Raw genomic sequence first — 20,944 nt, 5'->3', positions numbered from 1 at the left:
GCGCTGCCATCGCGACGCTCTCTAGAAACGCCCCGCGCGGCGATAAGCTGCGCGGGGCGGGCGTCCGATTGCGGTTATTCGGCGCTCGGCGCCAGCATGTCCTCGGGCCGCACCACCGCGTCGAACTGCGCCTCGGTGACGTAGCCGAGGCGAAGCGCCTCCTGCTTCAGCGTGGTGCCGTTCTTGTGCGCGGTCTTGGCGATCTCGGCGGCCTTGTCGTAGCCGATCGAGGGCGCGAGCGCGGTGACGAGCATCAGCGAGCGGCTCATCAGGTCGGCGATGCGGTCGCGGTTCGGCTTGATGCCGACGACGCAATTGTCGGCAAAGCTCACCGCGGCGTCGGCCAAGAGCCGCACCGATTGCAGCACCGCGTTGGCGATCACCGGCTTGTAGACGTTCAGCTCCAGGTGGCCCTGGCTGCCGGCCATCGACACGGTGGTACCGTTGCCGATCACCTGGCAACACACCATCGTCAGCGCCTCGGCCTGGGTCGGGTTGACCTTGCCGGGCATGATCGAGGAGCCGGGCTCGTTCTCGGGCAGCGAGATCTCGCCGAGACCCGAGCGCGGGCCGGAGCCCATCAGGCGGATGTCGTTGGCGATCTTGAACAGGCCGCTCGCCAGCGCGTTGAGCGCGCCCTGCGTGAAGACCAGGGCGTCGTGGGTCGCCAGCGCCTCGAACTTGTTGTCGGCCGAGGTGAAGGGCAGCCCGGTCAGCTCCGCCACCTTGGCGGCGAACTTTTCGGCGAAATCGGGATGCGCGTTGAGGCCGGTGCCGACCGCCGTGCCGCCCTGCGCCAGCGCCAGCACGCCGGGCAGCGTGGCGCCGACGCGGGCGCCGCCGAGCGCCACCTGGGCGGCGTAGCCGGAGAATTCCTGGCCGAGCGTGACCGGGGTCGCGTCCTGCAGGTGGGTGCGGCCGATCTTGACGATCTCGCCGAATTCCTTGGCCTTGGCGTCGAGGGCGGCGTGCAGGTGCTGGAGCGCCGGCATCAGCCGGTCGTTGATCTCGCGCGCCACCGCGATGTGCATCGCGGTCGGGAAGGTGTCGTTCGAGGACTGGCCGCGGTTGACGTGGTCGTTGGGGTGGACCGGCGACTTGCCGCCGCGCTGTCCGCCGAGGCGCTCGTTGGCGAGGCTGCCGATGACCTCGTTGGCGTTCATGTTCGACTGGGTGCCCGAGCCGGTCTGCCAGACCACCAGCGGGAACTCGTCGTCGTGCCGGCCCTCGACCACCTCGGCGGCCGAGGCCGCGATGGCCTGCGCGAGCTTCGGCTCCAGCACGCCGAGATCCTGGTTCACCAGGGCCGCGGCCTGCTTGACGAGGCCGAGCGCGTGGACGAGGGGTGCGGGCATCCGCTCGGTGCCGATGCGGAAATTCTGGATCGAGCGCTGGGTCTGGGCACCCCAGTAGCGGTGCGCCGGGACTTCGATCGGCCCGAACGTATCGGATTCCGTGCGGGTGGTTGTCTCGGTCGGCGACATCTTGGCCTCTTTGGCGGTGCGAAACGGCGCCTACTTAAGCCAAGAGTGGCGATTGCGCGATGCCCCGGCACGCCTCGAATCACGCCACCGTCAAGGAGTCCGGATGCCCTCCCCTGCGGCGGCCGTGGCCGCCCCCTTCCGTCCCGCCGTGCCCCGCCCGCGCACCGAGCCGATGGGGCTGTTCGCTTTTCTCCGTGCCGCCCGCGCCAACCCGCTGACCACTTGGTACGCGGAGCATTTCGAGCAGCCGATCGTCACCGGCGAGGGCGCGCTCGGCCGGGTCACGGTGGTGAGCGATCCGGCCGCGATCCGCCACGTGCTGGTCGACAACGCCGCCAATTATCGCAAGGACGACCTGCAGCGCCGGGTGCTGGCACCGGGCCTCGGCAACGGCCTCCTCACCGCCGAGGGCGACGAGTGGCGCCTCCAGCGGCGTACCCTCGCCCCCATCTTCTCGCCCCGCCACGTCGCCCGCTTCGAGGCGCCGATGGCGGAGGCCGCCAGCCGCCTCGCCCGCCGGATGAGGAAGCGGGACGGGCAGAGCGTCGATGCCGCGCTCGAGATGACCCGCGTCACCCTCGACGTGCTGGAACGCACCATCTTCACCCACGGCCTCTCCCGCGAGCCCGACGCGCTCGGGCGCGCCATCACCCGCTACTTCGAGGCGCTGGGGCCCATCGACCCCCTCGACGTGTTCGGCATGCCCGACTGGGTGCCGCGGATCGGCCGGCTCAAGGCGCGGCCGGCGCTCCGCTTCTTCGCCGAGGTGGTGGACGAGCTGATCGAGCGCCGCCGGGCCCTGGTCGCGTCGGGGGCAGAGGCTCCGCACGACCTCCTGACCCTGCTTCTGAAGGCGCAGGACCCGGAAACCGGCCGCGGCCTGTCCGACCTGGAGGTGCGGGCCAACATCGTCACCTTCATCGGGGCCGGCCACGAGACCACCGCCAACGCCTTGACCTGGACGCTCTACTGCCTGTCGCAGGACGGCGCGGCGCGGCAGAGCGTGGAGACCGAGATCGACGCCGCCTTCGCCGCAAACCCGGCTCCGGGCTCGGACACCCTGCCCCGCACCAGGGCGGCCCTGGACGAGGCGATGCGCCTGTTTCCGCCGGTGCCGTTCATGAGCCGGCAGGCCCTCGCCGAGGACCGGATCGGCCGGATCAAGATCCCGCGCGGCTCGCTGGTGACGGTCGCGCCCTACGTGCTGCACCGCCACCGCCGGCTCTGGGACGAGCCCGACGCCTTCATCCCCGAGCGCTTCCTGCCGGAGAACCGCGCGGCAATCGACCGCTTCGCCTACCTGCCCTTCGGGGCCGGCCCGCGCATCTGCATTGGCGCGAGCTTTTCCGTGATGGAGGCGACCCTGGTGCTCGCCCACCTGCTCCACGCGGTGCGCCTCGACCGGGCGCCGGAGGCCGGGCCGGTGGTGCCGCTGCACCGGGTGACGCTCCGACCGCGGGACGGCTTGCGGATGCGGGTGACGGCACGGGGGTGACCCGACGCCGGAGCCGCCTCTCTCTCCTGCCGCGCCTGGTCGGCTCCGCTCCAGGGCACCGGACCCGGCTGCGGTCCGTCGCCTGCGCCGATGCTTTCGACGCCACCGGCCAACCCGAACGACGGCCGGGCAATCGATCGGCGATCAGATGAGATCCCGAGCCGGTCATCGGACCGGAGGCGCCCAAATCCCGCGGGCGGCGGTGTCGACGGGGCGCGGCAGCAGCCCCTCGGCGCGGCACGCGCCGGCGATCGTCTGCCGCGCGGAGAGCCCGTCCCGGGTGACGGGCTCGACCGGGTCGCTGCGATGGGCATTCGCCGCCGGGACGATCTCGGGATCGAGCTTTTAGAGCGCGGCGAGCCGTGAGGCGGCTTCGGCCGGGTTCGCCTTCACCCAGGCCCCGGCCTGCGCGAGCTTGCCGAACAGGAGGCCGAGCACCGGCCCGTTCGCCGCCACGTCGGTGTCGGCGGCGAGGTCGTAACGCTTGTGGAGCGACAGCCCGGCCCCGTCTCCGCCCCGACGAGCGGCCCGAGACGCACGAGCACGCGACCTTCGGGGAGGCGCTGGACCGCATCGTGTTCCACGGCGTGGCGCAGTGAGCCTGTTGGCCTGCCTCGCCCTTACCTCAACCCTGGTGCTGGCGCGCGGGGCGGGTGCGGTTCCGGGGTTGAGGCGGGCGGCGCGGCGGCTGGATGAGCGGGCAGGATGAGTGATACGAAATCCGGAAGATCACTTCCGTGATTTCGTATCATCAGCCCGCGCGGTGAAGCCGTAGGCTTCACACGCCTGAGCGAAGCCGCTTTCCGCATCGCGAAGCGATCAATCGGTAAGCGTATGAGGCATGACCGCAACCCCCGTCGAGCCTATGTCGAGGAGGGGCGCGAAAACGAGCCCGCCCCTGTGACGGGTCGATGGCCGTCAGGTCCGCTGTGAACAGGGGACGGGAATGGGGGACGGAGGTCGGCCAATTCCTCATGAAACCGTTCGCATACCGGGAAGTTAACGCCCGCTGGAGCACTTCACGATCGCGCTGCAATCGCGACGCTCTCTAGGTCTTTGGTTTGCCGCATTTTCTACGACGAACCGGTCTCCACGTCGTCGGAAAATGCTCTCATTGCGGGCTGGAACCGATGTCGAACACCAACTCGAGCTTCACCGACGCCAACGCTCCTACCCGCAGCTTCGGCAGCGACCACGACCCGGTGCTCGACGGTGTCACTCGTGGCCTCGAGGCGCTATTTCCCCCCGTGTATCAGTTCGTGAGCCGAGACGAGGATCCGGAGGCGGCGCAGAACGATCGCGAAGCGTGACGGGGTCCGATTCAGCCATCGGGCGTCGAGCGACATCGACATCGCCGATGTCGCAGCACTTGTTCCGGCCTGCATCCCGGCCGCAATCTTGGTACTCCGGCGGTGAACTCGACATCCTCGATCCTGGCGGCTCGCCATGAGGGCGCGTCGATGATCCGCTGTTCTGCGAATGTCGGACTTCTCGGCCGCCGCCGCCTCACTCCGAGATGGGACCGCCGACCCGGAGCAGCGTTGTCCAGCCAGGCGATCGGTAACGGAGCGACGGGAATGGCAAAGCTCTTCATCGCGCATGTCCGCGGACTGGTCGGCCAGCGTCCCCTCGTGACCGTGCGCGCCGCGGCGGAGGGCGAAGCGAGATTGTTCCTTGAGGCGGCATATCCGGACGATGAGGTGGTCGAGGTCGTCGAGGCCGGCGATTGGGTCAGTACGTCGGACACCGGCACGGAGGCCGGCGACGTGCGTGAGCATCCCGACACCGAGTGGCAGGCGTCGACGTCAGGCTTGTAGAGGGGGTGCCCTGTCTGCCGGAGGACGTTCGCGCGCTGGCCCTCATGCTGCCGGAGGCGATCGAGGGAGCGCACCAGGGCCATCCTGACTTCCGGGTCGGCGGCCGGATCTTCGCGACCCTCTGGACCGATGAGGATCGTGTCGTCGTGAAGCTGACACCCGAGCTGCAGGCGGAAATGGCAGAGGCTCGGCCCGCTGGTTTCGAGCCGGTGCCTGGTGCGTGGGGCTCCCGCGGCTGGACCAGCGTCGATCTGTCTGCAGTGGAGGAGGAGGTGCTGCGCGGCGCTCTCCTCGCGGCGTGGAAGACTGCTGCACCACCCGGCCTCGTGGCGCGGTTCGCCGCGCTTGCCGTCGACCCGGACGACGATCGGTGAAGGAGGAGCGAGGCTGCCCGATACGGCACCGCGCAATGCGGCTTGCACGCCGAGCATCGGCGCCGCCGCCGGTGACCCCTGTTCCGGTACAGGGCCATGGGCGGCCTGTATCCGTCACCTGAGCCTGACAAGCGTGTCAGCCACGGGCTAAACCTCCCGGATGTCACAGACACTTGTCCCGGGTCGTAGCTGCGGCCCTTGTACCGCATGCTGCCAGGTTCTTGAGGTGAAGGCTCTCGCCAAGCCGGCCGGCATCCTATGCGAGCACAGCACAGGTGCGTCCTGTGGTATTTACCGTGATCGCCCGCGGGCGTGCGCCAAATGGTACTGCCTCTGGCGTAAGATCGGGGCGCTCCCAGACGAATTGAGGCCCGATCGATCGGGTGTACTACTCTCCCTCGAAATCGACCCCACCGCAGACGATCCGTTTCTTCGCACTCGTATCGTCTGCCGAGCGGTATACAGCGCCGATGATCTCGATCGGTGGGAGGCGATCGAAGCCGTCGCGATGTTCGCGCGCGAAGGCTCGCTACCGGTCTGGACGGCCGCCGGACAGAGGGAGTCCCTCACCTACCCGCACGAGGTGCATGCAGACCATCTTCGAAGCGCCATTCTGGGCGCGGAAGCGCCGGCGCTGCCAGACCCTGAGGCTGCAGCCTGGCGGCGGAAACTCGGCTTCGAGCCCGGGGATGCGAATTGCGCGGGAGACGGCGAGCCACCGGATCGGCTAAAGCGCATATCCATCCATGGAGGTACGCTTATGGCAACCGGTACGGTGAAGTGGTTCAACGGAACCAAGGGCTTCGGTTTCATCCAGCCCGACGACGGCGGACAGGATGTGTTCGTCCATATCTCTGCGGTGGAGAAGGCAGGCCTTCGCGACCTCGCGGACGGCCAGAAAATCTCTTACGAGGTGGTGGTCGACCAGCGGCGCGGCAAATCATCTGCAGAAAATCTGAAGATCGATTAAGATTTTTCTCGTGACGGCGGCGATCAGAGCCGCCGTCACCCACAAAAAACGCATAATCCAATTACCGTCTCCCACCCTGCGCCAGGCATCCCATCACCTTTTAATAATAGAACGAGATCTCTTATCCGCGAGCAGGGCGCTGCACGACACGTCGATAGGCGGCATTACGAGGCTGGAAGCGCTGGCTCAAGATTGCGCGATGATGGCCTCCCTTGCCGAACGGGATGGCAATCAGGAGTTCGCCGCGACTCTGTCCACTCGCTGCGATAGCTGATACCGCGGGACGCTCTCATCGACGGGGTAACGCCTATGCGGCCTTCGGGCATGTCAGCCGGGACGAGTCGGAGCGAAGCTCTGGAGGGCGTCGTCGACATCGCGCCGGCTGCGATCGCTGCGGTGCCGATCGGATTGCTGTTCGGCGCTCTGGCCGCGAGCAAGGGCCTCTCGATCGCCGAGGTCGCCCTCATGTCCGCGCTGGTCTGTGCCGGTGGGGCGCAATTCGCGATCATCGAACTCTGGACGTACCCTCTCGCGATTGGGACGCTCGTGGCCTCGACCGCCCTCATCAATCTCCGCCACATCCTGATGGGAGCATCCCTCGCGCCCAAGACGGGTGCGTTCGGCCCCTGGCAGCGCCTGCTCACGTTCTACGCGCTCGTCGACGAGACCTGGGCTTTCGGCGAGCGGCGAGCGGCCGCCCGTTCCCTGACGCCGGCCTATTTCGGTGCCATGGGGGCGACGCTCTGGATCAACTGGGTGACCTGTTCGACGCTGGGCGCCGCCGCGGGGTCCTTGCTGGGTGACCCACGGTCCGTCGGCGCCGACTTCGCGTTCACGGCCCTCTTCATCGGCATCGTCGCGGCCCTTTGGCGGGGTCGCAGCACGGCGGTGCCGGTCATTGCCGCAGCGGTCGCCGGAGCATTGTGCTACCGGCTCGTCGGCTCGCCCTGGCACGTGATGGCCGGCGCCGCTGCCGGCATCGCAGGGGCGGCGCTCGCCTGGCGCCCGGACGAGGCCCGATGATCGTCGATCTCCCGACCCTTGTGACGATCGTCGCGATGGCCGTGGTGACGTATGCCACGCGCATCGGCGGATTGGCCCTCGGCGACCGGCTGCAGCTCGGTCCGCGCGCCAAGGCCGCCGTCGACGCGATCCCGCCCGCGGTGCTGGTTGCGGTGATCGCGCCCTCACTTCTCGCGACGGGCTGGCGCGAGACTGCAGCCAGCGCGATCACCATCATCGCCGCGACCCGGTTCCCTCTTATCGGGACTGTGGCGGTCGGCGTCGGGACGATCGTGCTGCTTCGGCACGTCGTCCCGGGCTGACCTCACGCGGCCAAATTTGCCAAGTCCGCGGCGCTCCAGAGCGTTTTTCCGACGAAACGAATACCGGTTCGTCGCGGAAAATGCGGCAAAATCAAAGACCTAGAGAGCTTCGCGATGGCAACGCGATCGTGAAGTGCTCTAGCAGAGCCAGAAATCGCCGTCCCGAAGCGACCGATCGGATTTGGGATGAGGCCGCGTGCAACCGATCCGAGCGATTTGGTCAACAGACGGTAAGGCATGGTCGCCAAAGCCCGGATGCGCGGCCCCAAAGGGTAAGAGTCCGTTTACTTCGAACCTTTCGCTTAGGCAGTATGACCTAACCCTAGGCGGCCGCCCTCATGCGCTTTCTTCTCGCACCGGTTCTGCTCGTCGCCGCGTGCTGCACCTCCCTCGCGGCCGCCCCCTCCCCGTTCCGCGCGTCCCTCGCGGCGGCCGGCGGCTGCGGCGCGCACCGCGCCCTTGCGGAAGAAAGGCTCGGCCGGCTCAGCGCCGCCACGGTGTCCGCCGTGCCGCAGGGCGAGGCCGACCTGTTCGGCAAGCCGGCCGGGCAATGGACCGAGGACGAGATTCGCGACGCCCTTTCCGCCTTCGCAGCCTGCGAGATCCGCTCCGAGCCGGCCGGCACCGGACGGAGCGAGCGCCTCGCCCGCGACCTACGCGGCCTCGACACGGCCCTGCGCCGGGCCATCGTCGTCGGGCACGCCCGCGCCCCCATCGAGGCGGGCGAGGAGCGGGCGCCGCACGGGTCCGGCCGCGGTCACACGATGCCCGGGGCCGCCAGGCTGCGGCAGGGCCCGGCCTTCACCCCCGCGCTGCGGAGCGGCATCCCGGCGGAAGGCCTGCGACCTGTCGCGGCACCCGCAGACACCCCGCACGCAGAAGCGCCAAACGGGGTCGCCGTACAGTCGGCCTCTTCCGATGCATGGGACGACGCGCCGCCCGCCCAGGCTTGGCGCACGCAGCCGCCGGTCGCCGATCCGGCGCCGGGTGTGCCGGCCCGCCCGGCGCTGGCGCCGGTCGCCGCATACCGGCCGCCGACCGAGCGGACGCAGTGCCCGGTCAGCCTCGTCGCCTTCGAGCTGCTCCAGGCCGAGATGCGTCTCTCCGAGGTCGAGAACCTGCTCGGCTGCCGGGGCACCATCGACGCCACGGCAACAATTCCAGGACTCGGCACCTTCGTGACGTATCTCTGGTCGGACCGCGGCAGCGGCGCCACCGTCACGCTCGTCTTCCAGAACAAGCGCCTGCGCTCGAAGGCGCAGCGCGGCCTCGGTGCGGAAGCCCGGCGCGCCGGCTGAGCAACCGGGCGGGAATTCATCCCCACCGGCGATCGACCGCATGATCCGCAATCTCCGTCCTGACGCGAACCCCGCGCTACCTGAACCATCATCTCGTCCGGGAGGGGGCGCTGTCGCTGCAAGGCCTCCTCCGCCAGCGCCTCAAGCCAGGTGCGCCACTCCTCCGCGGCGGTGAGCAGCCGCGCCACGTTCTGCGCCTGTGGCGTTCGAGATCCGCGCCCGCACCTCCTCGGCCGACAGCGTCCCACCGGGAGGCCTGCGCCTCCAGGAAGGCGACGATCTCTGGAGCTTCGCCTCGCGGAGCGCCCACCGTTCCTCGGTGAGCGCCATCATCACGTGCCCGCACCCTCATGCGACGCGCTCAAGGGCATCCGGGCCGATCGGCGGGGGCATCGAAGCGGGAGGCCCGCTCCGGATCGACAGCGGCGGGGATGGGGGCGCCCGGCTGCGCCCCGGTGCCGGCGATGGCCCGCGCGATGGTCGTCGTGTTGACCGGCACGAAGTGGTGGCGCCGTCCGGCTCGAGCGGTTCCATGTCCTCAAGCCCGAGGATCTGGTTCGGCGACAGCCCGCCGACCCCGAACAGCAACGGGTACAACCTGGACCGGATCACCGACATGCTGATTCGCAGCGTCGGCAACGAAGCGAAGCTGGATGCCCGGGCCAAGGCACTCGCGAAGGAGGAAAGGCGGCTGATGGCCGAGCTCGAAGCGCTGCCAGACGTGCCGCAGATGGTGGCGCGGCATCCCGCAGCTATCGCCTCTTACGAGGAGGCGCTGGGACGGCTGGACGAAGCGCCGGACGCCTGCGCCAAGGCCGGCGATCCGGAGCTGGCGTCCGCTCTCCGCGACCTCGTGGACACGGTCACGGTTGGCGGGATCCTGAGGTGAAGGGCGGCATCGAGGTAGAAATCTCAGGACGCCTGACTGCACTGCTCGGGCCTAAAGCTTATCCGAACAAGGTCCGTGCAGTGGGGGGACCTGATGGTAGCGGAGGAGGGATTTGAACCCCCGACACAAGGATTATGATCTGAGCTGAAAACCCCCTACCCCACTGATCGGACAGAGCTTTTTTTCAGCTGCGCTAGGAGCGTGCTAGATGGCCTTCAGGGGCTTCAAGGGCGTTGTCGGTCGCGGAATGCTGGGGTCAGCATGAACACTGTCGGCGATTTCCATCAACCGGAAGCTTCGATGGTGAGGCCAGCTGATTGCGATGACGATCCGTCGTGATGCAGCCATCTCCCGCCCTGTTCTCGAAAACGATCGACGTATGGGGCATTTCCGGCTGTTCATGATCATACCGCCATTCGCTCCTCGTCCGGTGTGGACACCAGGCGCGCAGCGGCTTCGTTGGCGGCGTGCAGAGCGTCTTCGCAGGAATCGCCGTGGGCCAGACGAGCCGCGAAGGTGCCGACGAACATGTCGCCCGCGCCGTGTGTGCTGACGACCTCGACGTCGAGACCGGGCAGCGCCACCGGGGCGATGGCGCTGCCCGCCATCGCGACGCCATCGCCGCCTGCCGTCACCACGACGAGCCTGCGAGCATCCGCGAGGGTGCGGGCGGCCGATGCCGCGTCCTGAAGCGACGTCACCGGTCCTCCGCCGAGCATCTCGGCTTCGATCGCGTTGACGACCAGAATGTCGATGTGATCCGCGAGATCGGTCGTGAAGGGACGGGCCGGCGCGGCGTTGAGGATCGTCGTGAGGCCGAGCCGCTTGGCGCGGCGCGCCACCGCGGCGTTGATGAGTTCCGGGATCTCGTTCTGCAGGATCAGCACGCGCGCTTGGCCCAGGCACTCGTCCGGGATCTGCTCCGCCTCGATCGCGAGGTTCGATCCGGACACGATGACGGCGCCGTAATCGCCGTCGTCGTCGAAGATCGCGACGCTCATCCCGGAATTCCGGCCCGGCAGGACTGCGACGGCGGAGCGGTCCACGCCCGCGCGGTCGAGCCCGGCCAGCAGCGCACGGCCGAAATCGTCGGCGCCGACCGCGCTCACCATGGCGGTGGGCGCACCCTGGAGCTGGGCGGCCGCGGCCTGGTTGCCGCCCTTGCCCCCGAATTTCGGGGACCAGCCCCGCCCGGTCACCGTCTCGCCCTTGCGGGGGCGGTCCGGCGCATCGACGGTGATGTCGTAGTGCAGGCTTCCGACCACGACGATGACGGGTCGAGGATCGGGGCCGGCATGGTGCGGAGTATCGTCGACCATGGTCATGAGCGTCCCCGGGCGAAGCGGTCGACCAGCATGGCGAGCAGGATGATGAGGCCGGTGGCCAGCAGCTGGTAGAACGCCTGCACGTTCATCAGCGTCAGGCCGTTGCGCATGGCTCCCAGGATCACCGCTCCAAGAAGCGTGCCCAGGATGCTGCCCTTGCCGCCCATCAGCGAGGCCCCGCCGATGGCCGCCGCCGCGATGGCGTCGAGCTCCCACAGGTTGCCGAGGATCGGCTCCGCCGCGCCGAGGCGGCCGACGAGGATCGTCGCGGCGAGCGCCGCGAGGACGCCCGACAGCATGTAGGCGCCGATCTTGGTGAGCGCGATCGGAACGCCCGCGATGTGGGCGGCCTCCTCGTTGCCGCCGACCGCCAGGAGGTACTCGCCGAACGGGGTCTTGCGCAGGATCAGCCCGGCAAGGAGTGCCACGACCAGCACCACGATCACCGCCATCGGGATCCCGGCGATGGACCCGTTCACCATCGCGCGGAACGCCGGCGGAACGCCGAAGATCGGGTTCCCGTCCGTGGCGATGAGCGCCAGTGCCCGGTAGGTGCTGAGCGTGCCGAGGGTGACGATGAAGGGCTGCAGGCCGCCAAAGCAGATGAGCGCGCCGTTGATGAAGCCGCACAGCGCGCCGAGCGCCAGCCCGGCCAGGATGGCGAGCATCGGCGGCACGCCGGCGACCATCAGGCTCGCCGAGAGCACGGCCGAGAGCGCCGCGACCGGGCCGACCGAGAGGTCGATGCCGCCCGAGATGATCACCAGGGTCATGCCGAGCGCCACGCAGGCGTTGATGCTCGATTGCTGCAAAATGTTGAGGAGGTTGCGCTCGGTCAGGAAGCCCGGGGCCGCGACCGTGAACACCAGGACGATGAGCACGAGGCCGAGCAGGGTGCCGAAGTCGCGCAAGGGCACGTGGAGGCGCGGCGTCGCGCCGGGCGCGGAAGCGGCTTTGTCGGTCAGGGAGAGCATGATCGGGACTCGAAGGCGCACGGGATGGGCGAAGGGCGGACGATCAGGCGATGCGGGCGGATTGGGGGACCGCGTGGGCGACGATCGCCTCCTCGCTCAATTCGCCGCGCGAAAGCTCGGCCGCGATCCGGCCCTGGCGCATGACGAGCACCCGGTCGGAGAGGCGCAGTAGCTCGGGCAGTTCCGAGGAGACGACGATCACCGACTTCCCCTCGGCCGCCAGCCGCTCGATCAGCGCGTAGATCTCCGCCTTGGCGCCGATGTCGATGCCGCGGGTCGGCTCGTCGAAGAGCAGGATCTGGGTACCGGCGGCGATCCAGCGGGCGATGATGCCCTTCTGCTGGTTGCCGCCGCTGAACAGGCGGATCGGGCGGTCGATCTGCATCGGCCGCAAGGCGACCTCGGCGAGGAGGCGCGCGGCCTCGGCGCGCAGGCGGCGCCGGTGCACGAGGCCGCGGGGGGCGAACCGGGGCATCGACGGGAGGGCCACGTTGGCGACCATCGAGCGCTGGGGCACGATGCCGTCGCGCTTGCGCTCCTCGGGCACCAGCCCGATGCCGGCCGCGATCGCCGCGCGGGGACCGGTCCGCGTCAGCGGCCGGCCGTTGACCGTGATGGTCCCGGCACTGCGCGAATCGGCGCCGGCGATGAGGCGGAGCAGCTCGGTGCGGCCGGAGCCGATCAGCCCGGCGATACCCAGGACCTCGCCGCGCCGCAGGTCGAAGCCCGCATCGACCACCCGCGTCCCGGCGGTCAGGCCGCGCACCGACAGGGCGGTCCCGGACTGCACCGACGAGCGGTGCTGCGCCACCGCGAGCTCGCGGCCGACCATCTGGGCGACGACGGCGCTCTCGGTGGTGCCGGCGAGGTCGACCTCGGCGACGAACCGCCCATCGCGCATGATGGTCGCGCGGCTGCAGGTGCGGAACACCTCGTCCATCTTGTGCGAGACGTAGATGACCGAGACGCCGCGCGCGGCGAGCCCGGCGATGACCGCGGCCAGGCGCTCGAACTCGCTCGGCGTCAGGCTCGAGGTCGGTTCGTCCATGGCGATGACGCGCGCGTTGTCGAGGAGCGCCCGGCCGATCTCGACGATCTGGCGCTGCGCCACCCTGAGCGTGCGGACCGGTGCGTCCGGCCGGATCGACGGGTCGAGCGGCGCCAGGGCCTCGGCCGCCATCGCCTCCTGACGGGCCCGGTCGACGAAGAGCCCGCCCCGGCGCAACGAGCGGCCGAGGAACATGTTCTGTGCCACGGTCAGCTCGGGGACCTGCTGCAGCTCCTGGTGGATCATCGCGATGCCGGAGCGGCGGGCGGCGAGCGGCGAGCGCAGGGTCAGCGCCTCGCCATCCACCGCGATGGTGCCTTCGTCAGGCCGAAGCACGCCCGACACGATCCGCATCAGCGTCGACTTGCCGGCGCCGTTCTCGCCGAGCAGCGCGTGGACCTCCCCCGGCGCGATCCGCAGCGACATCTCGCCGAGCGCGACCACGCCCGGAAAGCGCTTGGTCAGGCCCTGGACGTGGAGTCGCGGCGGCGCGCCGGACGACGCGATCGCGGGCGACGGGGCAGGAGATGAGGCGGGGGAGTCGAGGGCGGAAGACTCGGCGCAGGACATGGGGCTGACCGCGAGGTTCGAGGAGGCGGCGCGGGCGTCGAGCCGTTCGGGGCGGGCGCGTCCGCCCGGCGTGGCGCGACGCCCGGCCGCGAGCGGCTGGGCCGGGATCCGGGCGACCCAGGGGGCCGTGGGGCGACCGAAGCGCCCCACGGGGCTCCGGTCACTTGCCCGACCGGAGGTCCTCTTCGAGCGCCGCCCGCAGGTCGGCGCCCTTGCCCTTGTAGCGCTCGATGTTCTCCTTGGTGATCAGCGCCTGGGGCGTGGCCACGACCCGCGGGACCGGCTCCTTGGCCAGGATGCGCAGAGCGGCCTCCATGGCGACCTCGCCGGTCAGCACCGGGAAGCTGTCGACGGTACCGGTCAGCTCGCCGGCACGGATCGACGCGTGGGCATCCGTGATGCCGTCGGTGCCGAACACCGCGACCTTGCCCAGCCGGCCCGCGCTCTTCACCGCCTCGACGACGCCGAGCGCCATCGTGTCGTTGTTGCAGTAGAAGCCGACCAGGTCCGGGTGCTGCTGCAGGAGGGTGGTGGCCGCGTCGTAGGAGAGCTGGCGGTCCCAGTTGCCGGGCACGCTGGCCACGACCTTGAAGGCGCCGCCCTCGGCCGCGATGGTCGCCTTGAAGCCGGCGGTGCGCTGGGTCGCCGCAAAGACGCCGGCCTGGCCCTCGATGACCGCGAGCTTGCCGCCGTTCGGCCGATTGGCGATGAACCAGCGGGCGACGCGCACCCCGTTGTCGCGCTGGACGTTGCCGACGTAATGGGCGGCCTGCGGGATCACCGCGTCGTTGACGTTCACGACCGGGATGCCGGCGGCCTTGGCCTCGCCGAGGACCGGCTCGAGGTTGGCGTTGGTCTGCGGCGAGACCAGCAGCACCTTGACGCCCTGCGCGATCATCGTCTCGGCGATCGAGAGCTGGCCGACCTGATCGCCCTCGTTCTGGGCCGCCTGGTAGGCGACCTTCACGCCGAGCGTCTTGCCGAACGACTGGTAGCCCTCGCCGAGGAGGCGCCAGTACTCGTTGGTGAGGGTCTTCGACACCGCCCCGACGCGGGTGCCGGCAGCGGGTTTCGGCATCGGGCCGAACTTGGTCCCGAGCTGGCTCCAGTCGATCCGGTCCGTCTCGGTGTCCGGGTTCAGCGGCTTCAGGTCCTGCGCGACGCTCGGGGCGAGCGCGGCGAGCAGCATGAACCCGGACAGCAGCAGCGACTTCATGGGATTCCTCCTCGTGTTCTTGGTCGTGTTCTTGGTGGTCGCGGCCGGCTCAGCGGCCGAGCATCGCCTTGCGGACGAGGTTCTGGCTCGCGACGGCGTCCTGGCGGGCGATAGCGGTTGTCAGCTCGTTGTCGCCGTCGAGCGTGTCGACGACGCCGAGCATCGCCGTCACGGTGGCGATGTTGGCTTCGCACTCCGCCACCGGGTCGAGACCGGTCAGGTCGGGGAAGGTGTCGAAGTAGATCGGACCGTGAAAGCCGTCCTTGCGGACCTGCCGCAGCAGCTCGATCGTCTGGACCGGGTGCACGGCGCCCACCATCAGCCCGTCGTCGCGCTTGGCGTAGCCGTCGTTGAGGTGCAGGCCGAGGATGCGGCTGTGCCGGCCGATCAGGGCCGCCACGAAGGCCGGCTGCTCGTCGGCGTAGAGCACGTGCGCGAAGTCGAGCGTGACGCCGAGATTCGGCAGGTCGATCTCCTTCAGGGCCAGCAGCGTCGTGGCGCAGTCGGGCAACAGGCTGTAGGAGCGTGGCTCGTTCGGCTTGTACTCGATGCTGATCAGGCAATCGGGATCGTGCAGCGCGGCCTCGCGGATGCCGTCGATCTCGTCGGCCCAGAGCTTCGCGTAATCGGCCTGAAAGGCGTAGTCGAAGCCGTCCTGGCCGAGCCACAGGGTCATCAGGTTGCAGCCGGCCTCGCGCGCCGCATCGATGCCGCGCTTCGTGAGGTCGATCGCCTCGCGCCGCACCGCCGGATCGGGGTTGGTGAAGGCGCCGATCTTGAACGCGGGGTTCGAGTAGTACCGCATCGCGAGACCGTTCACGCTCAAGCCGAGGTCGCGGATCGCGCGGCCGGTCGCCCGCGGGTCGGACCCGAGGTGATCGGGGAAGTTCAGGTCGACGTCGGTGAGGCCGCGGGCCGTCGCGGCGCGGGCCGCCATCTCCAGCGGGCTCGGCTTGCCGTGGCCCTTGGGCCAGAAGGCGTCGGGCTGCGAGGCGAACGAGTTCAGGCGCGTCGCGAAGCGCGCTGCGGCGGATGTCACCGGCAATTCTCCTGTGTCTCGCCAAGACATCACGGATCGCGATACATTTGTAAAGTGACGAAATGCCTGCCCCGCCTTCCAACGCGCCCAATGCGACTTGCTGCGGTGCAGCGTGGGACGCCAGTGGTACCGTTGGGGTAACGCTTGACAGGCCCCACACTTCACGATTACCGGTGTTGCAGTAAATAACGCGGGACGGCTACGGCCGCTCGCGACGGGGCCGGGGAACGCACCATGGATCGACGCACCACGCTCAAGATGCTCGGCGGCCTGGCCGTCGCAGGGTCGCTACGCGCCGCCCCGGTCTTCGCGGCTGCCCCGAGGACGATGGCGACGGTGGTGAAGACGGCGGGCGTGCCGTGGTTCAACATCCTCAACCAGGGGCTCGAGACCGCCGGCAAGCAGTTCAACATCCAGACGACGATGGTGGGCCCGGCCCAGGTCGATCCGGCCCAGCAGGTCAAGCTCATCGACGACCTGATCGCCAAGAAGGTCGACGTGATCGGCCTCGTGCCCCTCGACGTGAAGGTGACCGCCCAGGCCGTGAAGCGCGCCCGCGATGCCGGCATCGTCGTCATCACGCAGGAAGGCGAGAACCAGGACGGCAAGACCTGGGATCTCGAGCTGATCAGCGCCAAGGGCTACGGCGAGATCCAGATGAAGGCGCTCGCCCGCGAGATGGGCGAGGAGGGCGACTACGTCGTCTATGTCGGCACGCTGACGACCCCGGGCCACAACCAATGGGCCGACGCGGCCATCGCCTACCAGAAGGCGCATTACCCGAAGATGCGGATGGTCGCCGACCGCTTCCCCGGCGCCGACCTCATCGACGATTCCACCCGCGTGACCCAGCAGGTGCTCCAGACCTACCCGGACGTGCGCGGCATCCTGTCGATGGGCTCGAACGGCCCGATCGGCGCCGGCAACGTGATCAAGCAGCGCCGCCTCGAGAAGAAGGTCGCGGTCGTCGGCACCATCATCCCCGCCCAGGCGCAGGCCCTGCTCATGAGCGGCGCGATCCGGGAGGGCTTCCTGTGGAACCCGAAGGATGCCGGGTTCGGCATGGTCGCCATCGCCCGCATGGTGCTCGACGGCACGCCGATCAGGACCGGCATGGAGATCCCGACGCTCGGCACCGCCACGGTCGACGAGGCGCAGCGCGTGATCCAGGTCGACCGCGTCCTCACCATCAACAAGACGACGGTCGGCGACCTGGTGAAACAGGGGCTTTGAGGCGGGGTCGCGATTGCGGCAGGACTGTCCTGGGACAATCGGATCGCAGGAAATCTCCTCTCCCCGCGGGCGGGGAGAGGGCTGCGTCTCCGTTCAGGAGACGCAGCAAGCGGAGGCGAAGCCGAAGCGGGGGTGAGGGGGTGTTCCCGGAAGAGGCTCATCCTGAAACACCCCCTCACCCTCGCCCTTCGGGCTCGCCGTACTCCCTGAACGGGAGCACGGCCCTCTCCCCGCCCGCGGGGAGAGGAGAAGCCAGTGCCTCGCTTGTCTCCGGATAGCCCTGCCCAGACGGGAGAGTCGATCCCGCCCTTTTTCGTGACAGGTTTCTCCCGACCAGCCCAGCACATACGGACTGCACCGATGATGTTCCTGGAAATGCGGGGCGTGTCGAAGCTTTTCGGCGGGGTCCAGGCCCTGTCCGATCTCGACTTCGACCTCGCGCGTGGCGAGATCCACTGCCTCGTCGGCGGCAACGGCTCCGGCAAGTCCACGATGATCAAGATCATCGCGGGCGTGCAGGATCCCGATCCCGGCGCCCGCATCGTGGTCGAGGGCCGCGAGCACGCGCGGCTCACGCCCGTCGAGAGCAGCGCGCTGGGCGTCCAGGTGATCTACCAGGACCTGTCGCTGTTCCCGAACCTCACGGTCGCCGAGAACATCGCCATCGCGCAGCACCGCGGCCTGACCGGTCTCGTGAACCGCAAGGCGATGCGGACGGTGGCCGAGGCGGCGATGCGGCGCATCGGCGTCGCACTCGATCTCGACGAGCGGGTATCGCACCTGTCGATCGCCAACCGGCAGCTCGTGGCGATCTGCCGGGCGATCGCCGCGGAGGCCAAGCTCGTGATCATGGACGAGCCGACCGCCTCGCTCACGCGCCGCGAGGTCGACGCCCTGCTGGCGCTGACCCTCGAACTGAAGCGGCGCGACATCAGCGTGCTGTTCGTCAGTCACCGCTTCGACGAGGTGCTGGAGATCGCCGAACGGGTGACGGTGATCCGCGACGGCGTGAAGCTCGGCACCTACGACGCGAAGGACATGACCGAGCAGCGCCTCGCCGTCATGATGTCCGGCCAGTCCTTCACCTACGAGACCCGCGATCGCGCGGTCGTGCGCGACAATCCGGTCCTTGCCGTCGAGGGCCTGTGCAAGGCCGGCGAGTACCAGGATGTCGGCTTCCAGCTCTATCCCGGCGAGATCCTCGGGCTCACCGGCCTGCTCGGCTCCGGCCGGACCGAGCTGGCGCTCTCGCTCTTCGGCATGAACGCGCCGGATTCCGGCACCATCCGGATCGATGGCGCGGCGGTCGCGTTTCGCTCGAACCGCGACGCCATCGCGCACGGCATCGCCTACGTGCCGGAGGACCGCCTGTCGCTGTCCCTCGTGCTCGAGCAGTCGATCGGCGCCAACATCACCGTCACGGTGCTCGATGCGCTCAAGGACCGCCTCGGGCTCCTGCGGCGGCGCCGGGAGGCCGGCCTGATACGCGACTGGATCCGCGACCTCGCGATCAAGATCGGCACCCCGGACGATCCGGTGCGGACGCTGTCGGGCGGCAACCAGCAGCGGGTGGTGATCGCCAAGTGGCTCGCCACCCGGCCCCGCATCCTGATCCTCGACAGCCCGACCGTCGGCGTCGACCTGCACGGCAAGGACGGCATCTACGGGCTCGTGAAGGAACTCGCGGCGCGAGGGCTCGCCGTCATCATGATCTCCGACGAGATTCCGGAGGTCCTCTACCATTGCGACCGCATCCTGGTGATGCGGGACGGCCGGCTGACCGGCGAGGTCATGGCGCATCACGTCGCCGAGCCCGCCTTACGGAGGATGGTTCATGCGTAACGGATCGCGCGGCGGGCGCGCACCGCAGGAACTCTGGCTCGGGCTCGTCATCCTCGGCATGGTGGTCGTGCTGACCGCGCTCAGGCCGAATTTCCTCAGCGTCCAGAACATCCTCGAGATGCTGAACGCGACGGCGTTCAACGGCATCCTGGTCTCGGGACTGCTGGTCGTCCTGATCGCCGGCGGCATCGACATCTCGTTCGCGGCGGTCGCCTCGGTGGCGCAGTACGCGGCCCTCACCGTCGCCAATGCGACCGGGGCGGGCTGGGGCGAGATCGTCGCCATCGCGGGCGGCATCGGGCTCGCTCTCGGGCTTATTAACGGCGTCCTGGTGAGCACGCTCGGCATCGCCAGCATCATCGTCACCATCGCCACGCAGAGCGTGATCTACGGCCTTCTGCTCACCGTGACCCGGGGCCAGGACATCTTCACCCTGCCGGCCTGGTTCGGGGACGGGGTCGACCTCTTCGCCACGTCCGACGCCGGGGGCAGCGTCTACGCGGTGAGCCTGCAGATCTGGGCGCTGGTGCTCGCCTTCGCGAGCGCCTGGTTCCTGCTTAACCGCACCCGTTTCGGCCGGCAGGTCTTCGCGCTCGGCGGCAACCCGGAGGCGGCCCGGCGCGTCGGCTTCGGCACCGCCCGCCTCAACCTCCTGGTCTACGGCTATATGGGCCTCGTGGCCGGCCTCGCCTCGCTGGTGCAGGCGCAGTACACCCAGTCGGTGTCGCCCACCGCGCTGGTCGGGCGCGAGCTCGAGGTCGTGGCCGCTGCGGTGCTCGGCGGGGCGAGCCTCGACGGCGGCCATGGCTCGGTCCTGGGCGCGATCCTCGGCCTCGCCCTCGTCATCATCCTGAAGAACGGCCTCGCGCTGCTCGGCGTGTCGTCCTACTGGTCGGACTTCGTCACCGGCCTCGTCATCGTCGCCGCCGTCGCCGGCATGGCGGCCCGCGCCCGCCGCCGCTGGCACGATTCCCCGGGGCTCGCCTGATGCCGGCCATCGTCCTGCGCACGATCGGCCGCACCAACCTGCGGCTCCTCGCCCTCCTCGCCGTGCTGTGCCTCGCCGTCGCGCCGCTCGTCGGCGACCGGCTCTTCGCCCCGGCGGGCCTGCGCTCGATGGCCACCCAGCTGCCGGAGCTCGGTTTGCTGTCGCTCGCCATGATGGTGACGCTCCTCTCCGGCGGCCTCGACCTGTCGATCATCGCGACCGCGAACTTCGCGGCGCTCGCGGCGGCCACGGTGCTGAAGGCGACTCCCGACGGCGCGGGCGGAGCCCTTCTTCTTGCCTATCAGGCCGGGGCGCTGCTCGCCGGGCTCTCGGCGGCGGCCCTGGTCGGCCTCCTCAACGGCACCCTGATCGGCTATCTCCGCGTCTCGCCGATCCTGGCGACGCTCGGGACCATGACGCTGGTCAAGGGCCTGGCGATCGGGCTCACCCGCGGCAGCGTCATCTCCGATTTCCCGCCCGCCATCCTGTTCCTCGGCAGCGGCGCGGTCCTCGGCATCCCGATGCCGCTCCTGCTGTTCGGGATCGTCGCGCTCGGCCTCGGCATCCTGCTCACCCGCACGCCGTTCGGCATCGTGCTGACACTGATGGGCTCGAACCAGCAGGCGGTGCGATTCTCCGGCATCGACACCCGGGCGGCATTGCTGCGCATCTACGTCCTCACCTCGCTCGTCGCCGCCACGGCCGGGTTCGTGATGATGGCGCGCTTCAACTCCGCCAATGCGGCCTATGGCGAGAGCTACCTCCTCGTCACGATCCTCGCCTGCGTGCTCGGCGGCATCAGCCCCACGGGCGGGTTCGGGCGGGTCGGCGGCCTGGTCCTGGCACTGATCGTGCTCCAGCTGATCTCGACCGCTTGCGTCCTCCTCGACCTCAGCCAGTTCCTGACGCTGGCGGTCTGGGGCGGGATCCTGCTGTCGGTCAGCCTGATCGCGGCGGTCCGCGATCAGCTGCGCCCCCTCCTCGCGGGCTTGCGCGCGCCGGTCCTTCGCCCCGCGGCGCCGCGGGCGTGACGCGGCGCGATTCGGCAATACTGAGA

Annotated in this window: 19 protein-coding genes; 13 read left to right on the top strand and 6 right to left on the bottom strand. The window is 69.4% G+C overall.

The window, feature by feature from the left end:
- Positions 1-74 precede the first annotated feature (74 nt).
- Entirely contained in the window at positions 75-1,484 is a 1,410-nt protein-coding gene (gene fumC, locus AC3AOF_RS29440) for a class II fumarate hydratase (protein WP_488347269.1), read from the bottom strand.
- A gap of 103 nt (positions 1,485-1,587) precedes the next feature.
- Between fumC and AC3AOF_RS29435 the strand changes: the two genes are divergently transcribed.
- From AC3AOF_RS29435 to AC3AOF_RS29395, 9 genes are all read left to right on the top strand, one after another.
- Positions 1,588-2,979, top strand: coding sequence for a cytochrome P450 (locus tag AC3AOF_RS29435; RefSeq protein WP_488347268.1), 1,392 nt, complete (start codon positions 1,588-1,590; stop codon positions 2,977-2,979).
- A 1,130-nt stretch (positions 2,980-4,109) separates the two neighbouring features.
- The gene (locus tag AC3AOF_RS29430) at positions 4,110-4,289 is read left to right on the top strand and encodes a hypothetical protein (protein ID WP_488347267.1); all 180 of its coding nucleotides are present in this window, start codon (positions 4,110-4,112) and stop codon (positions 4,287-4,289) included.
- A 267-nt stretch (positions 4,290-4,556) separates the two neighbouring features.
- Positions 4,557-4,796 (top strand): hypothetical protein, encoded by a 240-nt coding sequence (locus AC3AOF_RS29425; protein WP_488347266.1) that lies wholly within the window; start codon positions 4,557-4,559, stop codon positions 4,794-4,796.
- A gap of 5 nt (positions 4,797-4,801) precedes the next feature.
- Complete coding sequence (locus AC3AOF_RS29420; RefSeq protein ID WP_236992614.1) at positions 4,802-5,170, top strand: MmcQ/YjbR family DNA-binding protein; 369 nt, start codon at positions 4,802-4,804, stop codon at positions 5,168-5,170.
- Positions 5,171-5,930: 760 nt separating this feature from the next.
- A complete protein-coding gene (locus tag AC3AOF_RS29415) occupies positions 5,931-6,140 on the top strand; it encodes a cold-shock protein (RefSeq protein ID WP_236992615.1) in 210 nt (69 codons plus the stop codon).
- Between the two features lie 324 nt (positions 6,141-6,464).
- A complete protein-coding gene (locus tag AC3AOF_RS29410) occupies positions 6,465-7,163 on the top strand; it encodes an AzlC family ABC transporter permease (protein ID WP_488347265.1) in 699 nt (232 codons plus the stop codon).
- Positions 7,160-7,465, top strand: coding sequence for an AzlD family protein (locus tag AC3AOF_RS29405; RefSeq protein ID WP_236987498.1), 306 nt, complete (start codon positions 7,160-7,162; stop codon positions 7,463-7,465). Before AC3AOF_RS29410 ends, AC3AOF_RS29405 begins: the two co-directional genes overlap by 4 nt.
- 338 nt (positions 7,466-7,803) lie before the next feature.
- Positions 7,804-8,763 (top strand): hypothetical protein, encoded by a 960-nt coding sequence (locus tag AC3AOF_RS29400; RefSeq protein WP_488347264.1) that lies wholly within the window; start codon positions 7,804-7,806, stop codon positions 8,761-8,763.
- A gap of 199 nt (positions 8,764-8,962) precedes the next feature.
- Positions 8,963-9,652: a hypothetical protein gene (locus AC3AOF_RS29395; protein WP_488347263.1), complete on the top strand. Its 690-nt coding sequence runs from the start codon at positions 8,963-8,965 to the stop codon at positions 9,650-9,652.
- Positions 9,653-10,056: 404 nt separating this feature from the next.
- On the opposite strand, the gene AC3AOF_RS29390 is transcribed toward AC3AOF_RS29395, so the two are convergent.
- From AC3AOF_RS29390 to AC3AOF_RS29370, 5 genes are read right to left on the bottom strand one after another with little or no spacing between them, the layout of a single operon-like run.
- Complete coding sequence (locus AC3AOF_RS29390) at positions 10,057-10,977, bottom strand: PfkB family carbohydrate kinase (protein ID WP_488347262.1); 921 nt, start codon at positions 10,975-10,977, stop codon at positions 10,057-10,059.
- Positions 10,974-11,951, bottom strand: a complete 978-nt coding sequence (locus tag AC3AOF_RS29385; RefSeq protein WP_488347261.1) for an ABC transporter permease — start codon at positions 11,949-11,951, stop codon at positions 10,974-10,976. The genes AC3AOF_RS29390 and AC3AOF_RS29385 overlap by 4 nt, the downstream gene beginning before the upstream one ends.
- Before the next feature lie 43 nt (positions 11,952-11,994).
- Positions 11,995-13,719 (bottom strand): sugar ABC transporter ATP-binding protein, encoded by a 1,725-nt coding sequence (locus AC3AOF_RS29380; protein ID WP_488347260.1) that lies wholly within the window; start codon positions 13,717-13,719, stop codon positions 11,995-11,997.
- Positions 13,720-13,729: 10 nt separating this feature from the next.
- Positions 13,730-14,785: a sugar ABC transporter substrate-binding protein gene (locus AC3AOF_RS29375; protein ID WP_488347259.1), complete on the bottom strand. Its 1,056-nt coding sequence runs from the start codon at positions 14,783-14,785 to the stop codon at positions 13,730-13,732.
- A 49-nt stretch (positions 14,786-14,834) separates the two neighbouring features.
- The gene (locus tag AC3AOF_RS29370; protein ID WP_488347258.1) at positions 14,835-15,854 is read right to left on the bottom strand and encodes a sugar phosphate isomerase/epimerase family protein; all 1,020 of its coding nucleotides are present in this window, start codon (positions 15,852-15,854) and stop codon (positions 14,835-14,837) included.
- Positions 15,855-16,058: 204 nt separating this feature from the next.
- On the opposite strand from AC3AOF_RS29370, the gene AC3AOF_RS29365 reads away from it, so the two are divergent.
- The 4 genes from AC3AOF_RS29365 to AC3AOF_RS29350 all read left to right on the top strand — a co-directional run bounded on the left by AC3AOF_RS29365 (position 16,059) and on the right by AC3AOF_RS29350 (position 20,918).
- On the top strand, positions 16,059-17,057 hold the full coding sequence (locus AC3AOF_RS29365) for a substrate-binding domain-containing protein (RefSeq protein ID WP_488347257.1): 999 nt from the start codon (positions 16,059-16,061) through the stop codon (positions 17,055-17,057).
- A 360-nt stretch (positions 17,058-17,417) separates the two neighbouring features.
- On the top strand, positions 17,418-18,899 hold the full coding sequence (locus AC3AOF_RS29360) for a sugar ABC transporter ATP-binding protein (protein WP_488347256.1): 1,482 nt from the start codon (positions 17,418-17,420) through the stop codon (positions 18,897-18,899).
- On the top strand, positions 18,892-19,887 hold the full coding sequence (locus AC3AOF_RS29355) for an ABC transporter permease (RefSeq protein WP_488347255.1): 996 nt from the start codon (positions 18,892-18,894) through the stop codon (positions 19,885-19,887). The genes AC3AOF_RS29360 and AC3AOF_RS29355 overlap by 8 nt, the downstream gene beginning before the upstream one ends.
- Positions 19,887-20,918 (top strand): ABC transporter permease, encoded by a 1,032-nt coding sequence (locus tag AC3AOF_RS29350; RefSeq protein WP_488347254.1) that lies wholly within the window; start codon positions 19,887-19,889, stop codon positions 20,916-20,918. The genes AC3AOF_RS29355 and AC3AOF_RS29350 overlap by 1 nt, the downstream gene beginning before the upstream one ends.
- Positions 20,919-20,944 lie beyond the last annotated feature (26 nt).

It is taken from the genome of Methylobacterium sp. 142-1Y (genome assembly GCF_057747795.1).
The sequence above is the reverse complement of the archived record's forward strand: the minus strand, read 5'-3'. Positions and strand labels throughout refer to the sequence as shown.